General features: G+C 69.3%; 11 protein-coding genes and 1 pseudogene. 7 read left to right on the top strand and 5 right to left on the bottom strand.

Annotated elements, in window-relative coordinates; genetic code table 11:
- The first annotated feature begins 38 nt into the window (after positions 1-38).
- A complete protein-coding gene (locus tag MEU52_RS02515) occupies positions 39-1367 on the top strand; it encodes a hypothetical protein (RefSeq protein WP_238121523.1) in 1329 nt (442 codons plus the stop codon).
- 24 nt (positions 1368-1391) lie between these two features.
- Here the strand turns inward: MEU52_RS02515 and MEU52_RS02510 are convergent, their stop codons facing one another.
- The 3 genes from MEU52_RS02510 to MEU52_RS02500 form a co-directional block, all read right to left on the bottom strand.
- Positions 1392-2255, bottom strand: coding sequence for a siderophore-interacting protein (locus tag MEU52_RS02510; RefSeq protein WP_238121525.1), 864 nt, complete (start codon positions 2253-2255; stop codon positions 1392-1394).
- Positions 2252-3082 (bottom strand): alpha/beta hydrolase, encoded by an 831-nt coding sequence (locus tag MEU52_RS02505; protein ID WP_238121526.1) that lies wholly within the window; start codon positions 3080-3082, stop codon positions 2252-2254. Before MEU52_RS02505 ends, MEU52_RS02510 begins: the two co-directional genes overlap by 4 nt.
- Before the next feature lie 130 nt (positions 3083-3212).
- Positions 3213-5501, bottom strand: coding sequence for a TonB-dependent siderophore receptor (locus MEU52_RS02500; RefSeq protein WP_238121527.1), 2289 nt, complete (start codon positions 5499-5501; stop codon positions 3213-3215).
- A gap of 302 nt (positions 5502-5803) precedes the next feature.
- Here MEU52_RS02500 and MEU52_RS02495 point away from each other — a divergent pair, with 302 nt between their 5' ends.
- The 5 genes from MEU52_RS02495 (at position 5804) to MEU52_RS02475 (ending at position 10551) form a co-directional block, all read left to right on the top strand.
- Complete coding sequence (locus MEU52_RS02495) at positions 5804-6856, top strand: helix-turn-helix transcriptional regulator (RefSeq protein ID WP_238121528.1); 1053 nt, start codon at positions 5804-5806, stop codon at positions 6854-6856.
- 104 nt (positions 6857-6960) lie between these two features.
- Complete coding sequence (locus tag MEU52_RS02490) at positions 6961-7407, top strand: MarR family winged helix-turn-helix transcriptional regulator (RefSeq protein ID WP_238121529.1); 447 nt, start codon at positions 6961-6963, stop codon at positions 7405-7407.
- The gene (locus tag MEU52_RS02485; RefSeq protein ID WP_238121530.1) at positions 7404-9482 is read left to right on the top strand and encodes an FUSC family protein; all 2079 of its coding nucleotides are present in this window, start codon (positions 7404-7406) and stop codon (positions 9480-9482) included. The genes MEU52_RS02490 and MEU52_RS02485 overlap by 4 nt, the downstream gene beginning before the upstream one ends.
- Positions 9479-9682 carry a DUF1656 domain-containing protein gene (locus MEU52_RS02480; RefSeq protein ID WP_238121532.1) on the top strand — a complete coding sequence of 68 codons (204 nt, stop codon included), beginning with the start codon at positions 9479-9481 and terminating at the stop codon, positions 9680-9682. Before MEU52_RS02485 ends, MEU52_RS02480 begins: the two co-directional genes overlap by 4 nt.
- Positions 9683-9684: 2 nt before the next feature.
- On the top strand, positions 9685-10551 hold the full coding sequence (locus MEU52_RS02475; protein ID WP_238121533.1) for an efflux RND transporter periplasmic adaptor subunit: 867 nt from the start codon (positions 9685-9687) through the stop codon (positions 10549-10551).
- A gap of 28 nt (positions 10552-10579) precedes the next feature.
- On the opposite strand, the gene MEU52_RS02470 is transcribed toward MEU52_RS02475, so the two are convergent.
- Together MEU52_RS02470 and MEU52_RS02465 are read right to left on the bottom strand one after the other, a co-directional pair.
- Positions 10580-12793 (bottom strand): transglycosylase domain-containing protein, encoded by a 2214-nt coding sequence (locus MEU52_RS02470; RefSeq protein ID WP_238121535.1) that lies wholly within the window; start codon positions 12791-12793, stop codon positions 10580-10582.
- A gap of 252 nt (positions 12794-13045) precedes the next feature.
- Positions 13046-13504, bottom strand: a pseudogene (locus MEU52_RS02465) (YidB family protein); the annotation flags it as partial.
- 168 nt (positions 13505-13672) lie between these two features.
- Here MEU52_RS02465 and ccmI point away from each other — a divergent pair.
- On the top strand, positions 13673-14830 hold the full coding sequence (ccmI, locus tag MEU52_RS02460; RefSeq protein ID WP_238121538.1) for a c-type cytochrome biogenesis protein CcmI: 1158 nt from the start codon (positions 13673-13675) through the stop codon (positions 14828-14830).
- Positions 14831-14879: the final 49 nt, after the last annotated feature.

Below are 14879 nucleotides of genomic sequence, written 5' to 3'. Positions count from 1 at the left end.
GCGTCATGCTGGAAACGGCGCACCAGAGGGAGCCCATCATGTCGAGACGCCTCATGCCACAGATGCCGGTGCCGCGATCGTCCGCACCCCGCATCGTCGCGGCGGCCCTGGCCGGCCTGCTGGCCGGCGCGACGTTCAGCGCCCCGGCGGCGGCCGCCGAGCATTACATGGCGCTCGGGCTGCCCTTCTTCGAGCCCTATCGGGTGGGCATCGCCACCCTCGATATCAATGCCGGCAAAGTGAGTGGCACCCTGGCGCCGCCCGCCGGTGATCCGCGCGCGCCGGTGCCGGTGTCCGGCACCCTCACCGACGGCGTGCTGAAGCTCACCGTGGGCAGCGGCAACGAGGCCTATGACCTCGCCTTCACCGAGGACGAGCGCGGCCTGCATCAGATCTGGGACGAGACCATCAACCTCGGTGGGGTCGATCCGGTGAACCTGTTCCGCCCGGCCGGTGATTTTTCCGCGCCGGCCCTGGCCCTGCAGCATCTGGACGAGAGTTGGTGCGGCCAGATCTATGGCGGGCTGTCGGTGGTGCTGCGCGCCAGCGCCCTGCACGCCACCCCGGTGGCCCCGGCCGCGCTGGGCGACCTCAACGTGCCGGTGTCGAGCATGACCCACGGCACCGGCACCATGAAGCTCAAGGATCTGTGGAGTCGCCTGCGGCTGGCCGCCAAGGGTGATGACGACGACCTCACGGTGGATGTCGTGGTGCCGGTCGGCGCCGAGGCCGAGCTCGCCAAGACCCTGCGCGGCGACGCCGCCGTGGCGGCGGTGGCCCTGCCCAACGGCTGCTCCGAGACCGCGCTCGCGGTGGTACCGCGCACCCGGCTGGCCGATGGCGCCGCGGTGTCCGATGCCAAGCTGAAGACCTATCTGGAAGGCGCCCTGAACCGGCTCTATTCCGGCCTTGCCGCCGATGGCGCGGGCATCGGCGGACGCAAGTTCAAGCTCACCGGGGTCAGTGTCACCAAGGGTGCCAACGGCATGCCGGTGTTCAACGCCACGGTGACGGCGGACACCGAGGCGAGCCGGGTGGAGAAGGGGGGGTGGGATCAGTTCAACCTGTCCATCCTGCCCCTCGTGACCGCCACCGATGCGGGCGACACCATGTCCCTCATTCCCACCGTCACCGACCTGAAGACGGCGAAGAAGAGCGGCCCGCAGCTGCCGGCCGATGCCGCCTTCAAGGTGGTCGACGACAGCGCCTATGCGGCGGCGATCGCCCACCGGCTGGTGTCGTGGCTGGCGGCGGCGGAGGGCTCGCGCTGCGCATTCCTCACCCGTTCGGCCTTCGATGAGCCGGATGGGGCCTACAGCTGCACCAACCAGGTGCTGGACGACGTGCCCCATCCCGACGACAACTGATCGCGCCGCCGCCGGCGCCTGGCCTCAGGCGCCGGCGGCCGTGGCGCGTGCGTCACCGGTCTTGTGGTCGTCGTGCTCATGATCATGCTCATGATCATGAGCGGCGTGATAGGCGGGCTCGCTCATGCCGCGCTTCCAATAGCCGGCGACCGCGAGCATGGCCGCGGCCATGTTGCGATCGGCCCGCAGGTGCCCCCGCAGGGCGCGGGCGGCGGTGGATTCGGTGGCCACCCAGGCGGCCCAGCCCGGGCCGCCGATGCCATGCGTGCCCCGCACCGCCGCTTCCAGCAGATCGGTGGTGCCGGGGGCCGCGCCATCGCGATACAGATAGGTGATCTGCACCCCGGCCGGTCCCTCCAGCGGCTGCGCATCGGCTGCTTCGGCCACCTCCAGAAACGCATGGCCGCGCACATGGGCCGGCAGCTCTTCCAGGATGGCGGCGATGGACGGCAGTCCGGTCTGGTCTCCGGCCAGCAGAACGTGATCCGCCGGCGGCAGGGTTCGTCCACCGGGACCACCGACCCCCACCAGATCGCCACGACGGGCGCGGCGCGCGAAATCGGCACCGGGCCCGCCCGCCTCATGCAGCGCGAAATCCACCCAGAGCTCGCCGCGCGCGGCGTCGAAGCGGCGCACGGAATAGGTGCGCGGCACGGGACGGAAAGGGGCGGGCGGCCAGATGGCGCCGCCGTCCTTGTCTGGCATGGGCCATTGCGGTGTGGCCAGCCCCGGCGGCGGAATCAGCAGCTTGATGTTGGGGCCGCTGCCGAAGCCGGCCAGCTCCGCGCCGCCCAGCACCACGCGCCGCATATGCGGCGTCACCTGCTCCGCCCGCCGCACCTCGAGTTCGCGCATGCCGCGATAGCGACCGGTTGGCGTTCCGCTCACAGCGGCTTCTCCCTGCTTTCGGGACCAAGAAAGAACTGCAGGCCTCGCAGCAGCGCATAAGGGGCGGCCGAGCCATGGGTCTGGCCCGGGAGGACCTCCAACTGCACCTCGACTGGCCGGCCGGGAATGGCGGCGATGCGCGCCTCCAGTTCACGGGCGGCGTCCACCATGCGGCGCGCGGCCATGCGACGAGCCCTGGCGGGGGCATCGGGCGCGGCGCGCAGGGCGGGGTGCAGCTCCTGCTCATAGGCGCCCACCGTCAGCAGCAGTCGCGGATGGTTCTGCGGGGGATGCGCGCAGAAGGCCGCCGCCTCCTTCAGGATGGCGCCGTCGGCCCACCAGATGGAGGGGCTGGCGGCGATGTAGGTGGAGAAGGCCTGGGGCCGCGTGAACAGCACATGCAGGGTGAACAGGCCGCCGAACGAATGCCCCATCAGGCCCTGGCGGGCGGTGTCGATGGGAAAGGAGGCGGTGAGCGCGGGCTTCAGCTCATCCTCGATGAAGGCGAGGAAGGCATCCGCCGCGCCGGTGTCCTCCGCCTTGAGATAGGTGCCGCTGCCGGCCGTCGCCGGCACCGGCGTGAGGTCGCGGGCCCGGCGCCGCATGTTGATGGCGAGATCGCCGGGATAGCCGATGGCCACCAGAATGGCCGGCTCCAGCAGGCCGCCCATGGCCCCACCCTGGGTCCGCGAGAGATCGGACAGGGTGCCGGCCACCGCATTGCCATCGAGCACATAGAGCACGGGATAGCCGCCGCGTGGCGGCGGCTCGGTGGGCAGGGCGATGAAGATGCGATAGGGCAGGCCGGCCTTGGAGGTGAGCTGCAATTCCTGGGAATGGGCAGCACCACCGGCCCCGCTGTGGCGGGCCCGGTGCCGGTGAGGCTGGCGAGCGCGCTGGTGAGGATGCCGGTGGCCACGGCGGCGCTGCGCGCCAGACGCGAGAGCAGGGGAATGGTCAATAGCTTGCCTTCACCTTCAGCCAGTAGCCGCGTGGCTCGCCGTAGAAATTGAACACGGAGACCGAGCCGACACGCTGGTAATAGACTTCGTCGAAGATGTTCGTGACCGTGAAGGTCGCGAGCCAATTGTCGTTGAATTTGTAGCCGATCTGTCCATCGACCACCGTATAGCCATCAGCCGTAAGCTTCACGCCGGCCGACTTCGTATAGAAGCTGGAGAGGATCTTCAACCCGCCAGCCAGATGCAGGCCCTGCAGCGGCCCGTCCTGGACTTCATATTTGGCCCACAGATTATAGTTGTTGCGCGGCGTGTAGGTGCTGAACCCGGCGAGCAGCTGGGCCGCGGTGGCGGTGAGATATTGGGTGTCGGTGTAGGTGTAGCCGGCATAGATCTCCCAGCCCGGCGCCGGCTTGCCGCTCACCTCCAGCTCATAGCCCTTCACCTCGACCTCGCCGGACGCGACATACACATTGGCGGTGTCGGTGGAGAGCGCCCGATTGTTGTCGCGGATCAGGAAGGCGGCGGCGGAGGCGTTGAGGGCGCCGTTGAAGAAGGAGCCCTTCACGCCGCCTTCATACTGGAAGCCCTCGCGCGGCTGCAGCGCGGTGCCGGCGGCATCGAGCTCGGTCTGTGGCACGAAGGTCTTGGTGTAGCTGCCGTAGAACGACACGTCCTTGGTGACGTCCAGGACGAGGCCGACATAGGGCAGGAAATTGCCGTCCACATCCACCGAGGAGCGGGTCTGTGTGATGGCGCCGGCATTGGCGACGGTGACCGTGGACGTGGAGTCGTACCAGGAGAAGCGGCCACCCAGCAGCACGTGCAGCCGGTCGAACGGGTTGATCTTGGTCTGGGCGTAGAGGCCGTACTGGGTCGGATCGGTGACGCTCTGCTGATTGTACACCGTGGTCGGCTCGGCCACTGCCCAGGGATTGAAATTATAGAGGTTGTAGGTGCCGGCAATGCTGGTGGAGGTGGGCGACAGCTGGGTCTGGTCCACCAGGCGGAAATCGGCGCCGACGGTCAGGCTGTGGCTCTGGCCGAACAGTTCGAACGGGGTGGCCACGTGGGCATCGCCGGAGAAGGAGGTTTCAGACACCTGCGCCGCCGTGTAGCGCATGGTGAAATCGCCGAGGGCGCCCGGTGTGGTGCGCAGCGCCGAGCCGCTATAGGCGTATTTGTAGTCGATGTCGCGATCGGAATAGCGCAGCGAGGCCTTGGCCTCGCCGCCATTGTCGAGGTCGTGCTTCAGCTCCATCAGATAGTCGGTGGTCTCGTTGTTGAAGCGGTTCCAGCCGGCGCCGATGAAGGTGGAGCGGGGCACGTTCAGGAGCTGCCCGGTGCCATTGCCGAGGTTGATGGCCGGCAGGCCGTTGAAGGGCAGGATGTCCCGTTCCTGGTGCCAGGCATAGAGCGAGAGGGTGGTGTCTTCCGTCAGGTCGAAGTCAAGGGCGCCATAGCCGACCCAGACCTGGTTCTCGTTCACGTCCACAAAGCTGTTGCGGTTCTGGAAGGCGCCGCCGATGCGGGCGCGCACGGTGCCGGCCTCGTTCAGCTTGCCGCCGGCGTCCACCTCGGCGCGCACGAAGTCCCATGAGCCGTAATCGAGGGTGGAGGTGATGAAGGGCTTGGCCAGCGCCGGCTTCAGCGTGCCGTTGATGATGCCGCCGGGCCCGGCGTTGTTGCCCGCCGAGCCCCCGTAGAACAGGCCCGCCGGCCCCTTCAGCACGTCCACCCGATCGAAGATGAAGAGGTCCGGCTGGGTGCCGAGGATGGAGGAGAGCGGTGCCGGCAGGTTGTTCACCAGCAGCGTGTCGATCTCGAACCCGCGCGAGAAGATGGAGGAGCGCCCCGGGTCGTTGGAGAGCACCACCATGCCGGTGGTGTGGCGCATGGCATCTTCGAGCTGGGTGAAGTTTTGATCGTCCATGCGCTGGCGCGTCACGGTCGAGATGGATTGCGGAATCTCGCGCACCGGGGTGGGGCTGCCGACGCCGATGGTGGTGACGTTGGCGGTGTAGGTGTCCAGCCCTTCGGTGAACACCTCCTGCTGCAGCTTCTTCTCCTCCTGCACTTGCACGGTGTCGAGGGCGATGGCGTTGGCGCCGGCCTCCTGCGCCTGTGCCGGCAGGGCGGTCAGCAGGCCCAGGGCGACGCCGGAGAGCACGCAGCGCGACAAGAGTGTGCCCGAGAACAGCGGGCCCGAGAACAGCGCGCCCGACAGAACCGTGCCGGACATGAGGTGGGCCAGCCGCATCGCTGAGGTTCGCTCAAATGCCATCATGAAAATCCCCACTTCGCGCAAGTGCCGCCTGAAATGCGCCGGGCGTGGCGCCGGTGTCTCTCGGCCTGCCGCGGCTCGTGGGGTTCTTTTACCGGAGAGCTTCCCGCCACCTCCAGACGGAAGGGCTTTGCCGGAGCGGAGAATGTGTTTGCGAAATCATCATCCCCTTTGAATTCGAGTGGTCAATGACAAAATTCGTGTTGGCCAATGGCGTAGTCTTCAGTTCTAATTTTGGAATAATACTAAATTCAATGGAATGGTGCGGCCTTGACAGGGGCCTGCGGACTGCCTCTTGTCGGATCATGAGTGATCCCGACGCGCCCTCGTCCTCGCGCCCATCGGCGCCGGCGCCGATCGCGCCCGCGACCGGTGCCGCGCGCACGGCCCTGGTGCGTCAGTCGGACATCGCGGCTCTCTCGCGCCTGACCGGGCGCGATTTCCGCGTGGTCACGCCGAAGCTGGGCGCCGACGGGGCGTTGCTGCGCGGCCGCTATGTGCTCGGCCCGCTGCGCTCCGGCCTGGTGCTGCACGCCACCGATGCCCGCGACCTGCATGACACCACGACCCGGGTGGTGCATGGCGCCGGCCTCACCGTCAGCCTGTTCCTGGAGGGGGAGGCCGACATTCAGATCGGCGGCCGTGGCCTCCATCTGGGGGTGGCGGACGGGATGGCCGGCTCGCTGATGGCGCGGGCCGAGCCCGATCTGTTCGTGCGCCACGGCCGGCGGGGCACCCGGGTGCGCAAAGTGAATCTCTTCATTCCGGCGGGCTGGCTGGAGCAGGTGCAGCGCGATGATGTCGCCCACCGTGCCGTGCTGGCGTTCGCGCAGGACCATCGCGCCTGCGCCCAGTGGCGGCCCAGCGCGCACATGCTGGCCCTGGCCGAGCAGATCCTGGCGCCGCCCCAGTATGGTCCGCTGCTGGCGGGGCTCTATGTGGAGAGCCGCGCCATGGAGCTGGTGGGCGAGAGCCTCGCCGCCCTGGGGGCGCCGCTGCTGGAGAGCGCGGCGGCCGCTCGCCCGCGTGAGCGGCAACGCATGTGGGCGGTGCATGATTTCATCGAGGCGCAGCTGCATCTGGACCTCAGCCTCGACGAGATCGCGCGCGAGGCGGGGATGAGCGTGAATTCGCTGCAGCGGGCCTTCCGCGCCGCGTTCGGCACGACGGTGTTCGACTATGTGCGCCGGCGCAAGCTGGAGCGCGCCCGCGACGGCCTTACCGCCGAAGGGCTGACGGTGGCTCAGGCGGCCTATGTGGCCGGCTATGGCTCCGCCGCCAATTTCGCCACCGCCTTCAAGCGCGCCTTCGGCGTCTCGCCCAAGGCCTGGCGGGACCGGGGCGGGCGCGGCAACTGATCCATCATGGGGGAGCGCGTGCCGGCGGCTCCCGGGCGGTGAGTTACATCCTAATAGGTTGCATATTATCTATTGTGATGTTATCGAAACTCATGTCTCCACATATGGCTCCCCGACCCGATCGCCTCATCTTCGGCCAGCTCGTCACCCGCGTGGCGCGCTATTGGCGGCGCGCGATCGACCAGGCGCTGGCCGAGAACGGCCTCTCCCAGGCCACCGCTTTGCCGCTGCTGGTGCTCTCGCGCCTCGGCGACGACCTGCGCCAGGGTACCATTGCCGACGAGCTGGGCCTGGAGGGGCCTTCTCTGGTGCGGATCGTCGAGATGCTGGTGGCGGAGGGCCTGGTGACCCGCCGCGAGGATCCCACCGACCGCCGCGCCAAGCTGCTGCGGCTGACCCCGCAGGGGCGGGCCCAGGTGGAGCGGATCGAAGCCACGATCGCCGCGCTGCGCACGCGGCTGTTCAGCGAGCTCACCGACGCGGAAGTGTCCGCCACGGTCCAGGGCCTCAGCAAGCTGGAGCGCGCCTTGAGCCCGGAGCGCGGCACGTGAGCGCCGCGCCCTTCGGCATCGGCCGCCACGAGCTCATGTTCTCGCTGAAGGCGTTCCTGGCCGCGGTTCTGGCCTTGTGGGTGGCCCTCAGCCTCGATCTGTCGAAGCCCTATTGGGCCATGGCCACCGCCTACATCGTCATGCAGCCGCTGGCGGCCGCGGTCACCGCCAAGGCGGTGTACCGGGTGATGGGCACGGTGCTCGGTGCCGGCGCCGCGGTGGTGATGGTGCCGAACCTGGTGGCGGTGCCGGAGCTCCTGTGCCTCGCGCTCGCCGCGTGGGTGGGGGGGTGCCTGTTCATCTCCCTGCTGGATCGCACGCCGCGCAGCTATGTGGCCATGCTGGCCGGCTACAGCGCCGCCATTATCGCCTTCATGGCGGTGACCGCTCCGGAGACGGTGTTCGATGTCGCCCTGTCGCGCACCCAGGAGATCATCGTGGGCATCGTCTGCGGGGCCCTGGTGAGCCGGGTGGTGGCGCCGCGCCATCTCGGCCCGTTGCTTACGGCGCGGCTCGACGGCTGGCTGGCCGATGCCGGCCGCTGGGCCGGCGACGTGCTCGCGCCGCGGCCCGAGCCGCAGGCTTCCGCCCGCGATCGCCGACGGCTCGCCACCGATACGGTGGAGATGCTCGCTCTCACCACCCATCTGCCTTACGACACCTCTGAGCTGCGGCATCTGGCTGGCCAGGTGCGGGAATTGCAGCAGCACATGACGGCGCTGCTGCCCATCCTGTCCGGGCTCGAGGACCGCCTTGCCGCTTTGCGCGCGGGCGGCCCGCTCGATCCACGCCTCGACGCGCTCATGGGCGACATCGCCGAGTGGATCGCCAGCGATTGCGCCGCGCCGCTTCCGCCGGCCGACGCGCTGCGCGCGCGCCTGGAGGTCCTGGCCGAGGCGCTGCGGCCGGAGGCTGCTGCCGGCGCCTGGCGCGGACTTCTGGTTGCCACGGTGCTGGATCGCCTGCGCGAGCTGGTGGAGGTGTGGGCCAATGCCCGGATGCTGCGGGCCGATCTGCGCGACGGCCGCGCTCGTGCCCCCCGGTTCCGTGCCGTCATCGCCCGTTATGCCGGCGATCCGCAGCTGCATGTGGACGTGCCGCTGGCCGCCCTCGCCGGGCTGGCCGTGGGCATCAGCATTCTGATGTGCTGCGCCCTGTGGATCGCCACCGGCTGGAGCGAGGGCAGCGGCGCCGCCCAGATGGCCGCCATCTTCTTCTCCCTGTTCGCCGTCATGGACAATCCGGTGCCGGTGATGCGGCTGTTTGCCCGCTATACCCTCCTGGCGACCATCGCCGTGGGCCTGTTCGCCTTCACGCTGCTGCCGCTCGCCGACAGTTTCACCGAGCTGGTGCTGCTCATGGCGCCGTTCCTGCTGGTGTTCGGCGCGTTGATGGCGACCCCCCGGCATGGGCCCCTGGGCTTTCTCATGTGCGTGAACATGCCCCTGGTGACCATGCTCGACACGCGCCTTCACCTGGACCTGGCGGCGCTGATCAATGCCAGTGCCGCGTCCCTGGTGGGCATGGTCATCGCCACCCTCACCGCGGCCGTCCTCACCGCCATGGGCGTCGAGCAGAGCGTCGCCCGGCTGCGTCGTGCCAACAGCCGCGATCTCGCCGGCATGGCCGGGGGGCAGGGCGGTCGCGACACCGCGGCCCTGGTGCGGCGGCTGGTGGATCGCTTCGGCCTCATGGTGCAGCGGCTGGTGGCCCTGCCCACGGGGGAGGCGCCGCATCCCGAGCAGGCGCTGGTGGACCTGCGGATGGGGCTCAACATGGCTGATCTGCAACGGGTGCGCGGGCAGCTTCCTGCGGCGCCGCGGCAGCAGGTGGAGGCTCTGCTCGAGGCCCTTCGGCGCCACTTCCGCCAGCGCGAGACGGCGCGGGTCGCGGACCCGGGCCTCGCCGCTGCGCTCGACACCACCATTCGCCTGCTGGCGCAGGGGTCGCAGGCGTCGCCGCCCGTGGTCACCGCGCTGCGGGCCCTGGTGGGGCTGCGGCACGGCCTGCTGCCCGGCCTTGCCGCGCCGGATCCGCAACTCGCGCCCGCCGTCACCTGGAGCCTTGCCACATGAGCGGCGATCTCGATCTCTACGGCCTGTTCGTGCCCGAACTGCTGGTCGCCGCGGTGCTGGCGCTGGCGGTCCAGGGGCTGCTGCGCCGGCTGCTGTCCCGGGCCGGTCTCTATCGCCTGCTGTGGCATCCGCCGCTGGCGGATGTGGCGCTGTTCGTCATCTGCCTCGGCGGCCTCACCTTCCTGATGCATCGGATCTGACGATGAACCCGTTTCTGTCCCGCCTCGGCCGGTTCCTACCCACCCTTGCCCTCGTGTGCGCGGCCGGCGTCGTCGCCCACGGCCTGTGGCTCTATTACATGGACGCCCCCTGGACCCGGGATGGCCGCATCCGCGCCGATGTGGTGCGGGTGGCGCCGGACGTCTCGGGCCTGGTGGAGCGGGTGAGCGTCACCGACAATGCCCATGTGAAGAAAGGTGACCTCCTGTTCGCCATCGACGGCACGCGCTTCAAGCTGGCGCTGGAGCAGGCCGAGGCCGCAGTGGCCAGCGCCGAGGCGGTGCAGCGGCAGGCGCAGCGCGATCTCGACCGCTATCGCCAGCTCACCGAGACCGCCGTGAGCCGCCAGAAGATGGAGGAGGTGACCACCGCTGCCGCCCAGGCCGAGGCGGCTGCCCAGAAAGCCCGGGCCGATCGCGATCTGGCGCGGCTGAACCTGGACCGCTCGCAGGTGCGCGCCCCGGTCAATGGCGTCATCACCAATTTCACGCTGCAGCCCGGCAACTATGTGGCGGCGGGGCAGGCGGTGACGGCCCTGGTGGATGATGACAGCTACCACGTGCAAGGCTATTTCGAGGAAACCAAGCTCGATCGCATCCATGTGGGGGATCGGGCTGTGATGCGGCTCATGGGTGCGTCGACCCCCATCGAGGGGCACGTGGTGAGCATCGCCGCCGCCATTGAGGATCGTGACCGCACCGATTCCGCCAATCTGCTGGCCAATGTGAACCCCACCTTCAGCTGGGTGCGCCTCGCCCAGCGGGTGCCGGTGCGGGTGAGCATCGATGCGGTGCCCGACGACGTGAAGGTGGTGGCGGGCCGCACCGTGTCCGTCAGCATCGTCAACTGACGCCATCTGGCCGTGGACGACGCAGGGCTCAGCTGCGCGACGTGTCCGTCGCGGCGCCGGTCCGCACCGGCTTGGCTGGCGGCAAAGGCGCGCCCGCCGGGGGCAACCGGCTTCCGGGCGCTGGCGCCGGCGTCGCTTTCGCCGCCTCCGCATCCTTCATCAGGCGCTCCAGCTGGGCCAGCTGGCTCGCCGCCTTGGGCGAGAGGGTGAGCGGGCGCATCGCGCTGGCCAATCCCGGCACCTCGATGGGCGCCGGCGCCGGATCGAGCTTGGGGATCGGCGAGGAGACCCCGGGGATCGGCTTGATCTCGATGCCCTGGTGGGCATAGGCCATCACCTTCTGCCAGGTCATGGCCGGCAGGGCGCCGCCGGTCATCTTGTTCATGGATGCGTAGTCGTCATTGCCGAACCAGACGCCGGCCACGTAATTGCCGGTGAAGCCCATGAACCAGGCGTCGCGATAGGCATTGGTGGTGCCGGTCTTGCCCGCCACCTTGGCGTTCACCAGCCGGGCACGGCGGCCGGTGCCATTTTCCACCACGTTGTTCAGCATGGAGTTGATGTCGACCAGCTGCGGCCGGGGAATGATCTGCACCGGTGCCGGTGCATCGTGGTCGAAGCGCCAGACCACGTCGCCATTGCCGATGCGCATCTCCACCACCGCATGGGGGTAGACGGAGTGCCCGCCATTGGCGAACACCGAATAGGCGGTCACCATGTCCACCAGCGTCACCTCGGCGGCACCGAGCGGCAGCGGAGCGGAGATGGGCAGCGGCGTGCGCAGGCCCATCTTATGGGCGAGATCGACGATCTTCTTGCGTCCGAACTTCTCCGCCAGCCGCACCGCCACCGTGTTCAGCGAATGCTGCAGCGCCGTCTGCAGGGTGATGGAGCCCATGTAGGAGCGACCGTAGTTCTGCGGGCACCAGTTGCCGAGACAGATGGGGGCATCCTGGACGATGGTGGACGGCTTGAAGCCGTTCATCAGGGCGACGGTGTAGACGAACGGCTTGAACGAGGAGCCGGGCTGGCGCAGGGCATCGGTTGCCCGGTTGAACTGGCTCTCGCCATAGTCCCGCCCGCCCACCATGGCGCGCACGGTGCCGTTGGGCTCCATCACCACGATGCCGCCCTGGGTGACCTTGTAGTCGCGCCCGAATTCCCGCAGCGACTGGTCGATGGCGGCTTCCGACACCTTCTGGATATTGGGATCGAGGCCAGTGCGCACGACGAAGTTGCGCTCGGTGACCGAGGCGGGCAGCTGGTCCACCAGCTTCTTCACCTCGCCGAAGGCGTAATCGAGATAATATTCGGGCACCGCTTCGTCGCGGCGATCCACCGGGGTGGCGGGATTGCGCCGGGCGCCGAACACCTGGCCCTCGGTCATGAAGCCGGCTTCCACCAGATTGTCGAGCACGGTGGAGGCGCGGGCGCGGGCCGCCGGCAGGTTCACGTGCGGGGCATATTTGGAGGGCGCCTTGAACAGGCCGGCGAGCATGGCCGCCTCGGCCAGATTCACCTCCCGCACCGATTTGCCGAAATAATAGCGGGCCGCCGCATCCACTCCATAGGCGCCGCCGCCGAGATAGGCGCGGTCGAGATAGAGCTTCAGGATCTGGCTCTTGGTGAGCCGCGCTTCCAGCCAGATGGCCAGGAACGCCTCCTTGATCTTGCGCTCCAGGGTGCGCTCGTTGTTCAGGAACAGGTTCTTGGCGAGCTGCTGGGAGAGCGAGGAGCCGCCCTGCCGCACGCCGCCGGCCCGCGCGTTGGTGACCAATGCGCGCAGGGTGCCGGAGAGGTCGATGCCCCAATGCTCGTAGAAGCGGCGGTCCTCGGTGGCCAGCGTCGCCTTGATGAGATTGTCGGGGATTTCGTCCAGCGGCACGGTATCATTCTGCTTCACCCCGCGCTCGCCGATGACGTTGCCATAGCGATCGAGGAAGGTGACGGCGAGCTCGGTGCGCTTCAGCCAGTCGTCGGAGGTCTCGTGGAAAGCGGGAATGGCGAGGGCGAGCAGGACCACGGCGCCCACCGTGCCCAGGGTGAACGCCTCGGAGGCGAGGCCAGCGAAGAAGCGGCTGGCGCCGGTGAGGTTGAAGCGTTCGGTGAACGCCGCATAGGCCGACAATGCGCGCCGGGTGCGGCTGCCCAGGGTGAACAGCGACGAATCGAGCAGCGCGTCGAAATCCAGCAGCGCATGGCGCAGCCGGGCGAGAAAGGAGGGGCGCCGGGGCTCGGTCACGGCATCTGGCTCAGCATTTACGGCCGCGCGCGGCCGGGTGTGGCCGTGTCCGTGCCGGAAAAGATCGTCCCATCATCTGCCGCGCCTCGAAGGTGGCGATTTCGCGATCCCCGCGCCCGTGCCGCCCCCCGTGACGGGCGTCGCCGGGCGATGAGCCCCGCCGCTGGCGGCTACGATAGCCTGAAGCCCCGCCGGGCGCGAGCCGCGCGACAGCTCGCCCGGTCGCGCCTGGCGGTTCGCACCGTCCCGGCCTCAGGCCGCCGGATCCTTGAGCACGCCGTCGGGGCTCAGCTTGTCGATGAGGGTGGGGAGGTATTGAGAGAGGAGATTCGGCAGGCTGTCCGCCGACAGGCCGAGGCCGGCGGCCATCTGGCCGAGCTGGGTGTCGCCCAGTGCGGTGACGATCTGCTCGGCGCTCACCGGCGCATTGGGGCCGCTCGACAGCCAGCTCGCCACCTGCTCGCCGAGGCCGGAGGCATTGAGCTGCGCCAGCAGGCCTTCGAGATTGCCATAGGGGGTCTTGGCGAGGGCCTGATCCAGGAGGCCGGGCAGCGCCTGGGTGATGGCGCCGGCCATGGGGCCGTTCATGGCCGACTTCAGCAGGTTGCCGAGGCCTTCGGAATTACCGGCCTGCGACAGCATGTTGTTGAGCACGCCGCCCACCATATTATCGAACAGTCCCATCGCCGGTCCCTTCTGTGCGGAGCATGAGGCCGAAGCCGGAGCGGGATGCCGCCGGGCACCCCGGGCCTCTCGACGGCCATCTACCGGAACGACGGTGCAAAGTCGATCACAACTCGCGGCGCCCCTGCGGCTCGGCGCCGCTGGGACCCGATGTGGCCTTTGCTTTCGCGCACAGGCCGGCTAACGGCTACATCCATGATGTCCACGTCCCTGTTCGCCGTGTTCGCGCTCATGACGGCGCTCGCTGCCCTGGCGGTGCTGTGGCCGCTCAGCCGTGCCCGCCCCCTCAAGGGCGAGCGCGAGGCGGATCTCGCCGTCTATCGTGACCAGTTGGCGGAAATCGACCGCGATCGCGACAGCGGCCGGCTGGCCACCGAGCAGGCCGAGGCGGCCCGCGCCGAGGTGGCCCGCCGCATGCTCGCCGCCGATACCGCCCGCGCCGCCGACCCGGAGCCCGCCGCCTCGCCCACCGATGGACGCCGGCGGGCGGCGGCGGTGCTGGCGCTGGTGCTGGTGCCGCTGCTCGGCGCCGGTCTTTATCTCTACATCGGCTCCCCCGGCCTGCCGGGCGCCCCCCTCGCCGAGCGCATGGCCGCCTCGCCGGATCGCGGCGACGTGGCGATCCTGGTGCGCCGGGTGGAGGAGCATCTGGCCGCGCACCCCGATGACAGCCAGGGCTACGAGGTGCTGGCGCCCATCTATCTGCGGCTCGGTCAGCCCGATGACGCAGCCCGCGCCTATGGACAGCTGATCCGCATCCAGGGCCCGTCCGCCGAGCTGCAGTCGGCGTTGGGGGAAGCGCTGGTGCTCGCCGCCAACGGCATCGTCACCGCCGACGCGGCCGCAGCGTTCCAGGATGCGGTGCGTCGCGAGCCCACCGACCCGCGGGCCAATTATTTCCTGGGCCTGGCCGCCGAGCAGGATGGCCGCGGTGCCGATGCGGCGCGGATCTGGAGCGAGATGGTGGCGCGCGCGCCGGCCGATGCTCCCTATCTGCCGCAGCTGCGCAAGGCGCTGGCCCGGGTGCAGGGCGCCGGCGTGGCGCCGGCTTCGGGCTCGGCCGCCGGTCCGGCGCCCGGGCCCAGCGCCGAGGACGTGGCCAACGCCGCCTCCATGTCGACCGGCGACAGAAGCGCCATGATTCGCGGTATGGTGCAGCGTCTGGAGGATCGCCTGAAGGAGAGCCCCGACGATCTCGAGGGCTGGCTGCGCCTGGCGCGGGCCTTCAAGGTGCTCGGCGAGCCGGACAAGGCCAAGGGCGCGCTGCAGTCGGCGCGGGCGCAGTTCGGCGGCAATGCCGAGGCGGTGGCCCGCATCGATGCGGCCAGCAAGGATCTCGCCCTCGGCGATTGAGGGCGACGGGTTGGCGCAGGCGCGCGGGGCCACCGGAGGCGGTCGGCCG

The organism is Xanthobacter sp. NM-25, assembly GCF_022138605.1.
Lineage (GTDB): Bacteria > Pseudomonadota > Alphaproteobacteria > Rhizobiales > Xanthobacteraceae > Xanthobacter.
The sequence above is the reverse complement of the archived record's forward strand: the minus strand, read 5'-3'. Positions and strand labels throughout refer to the sequence as shown.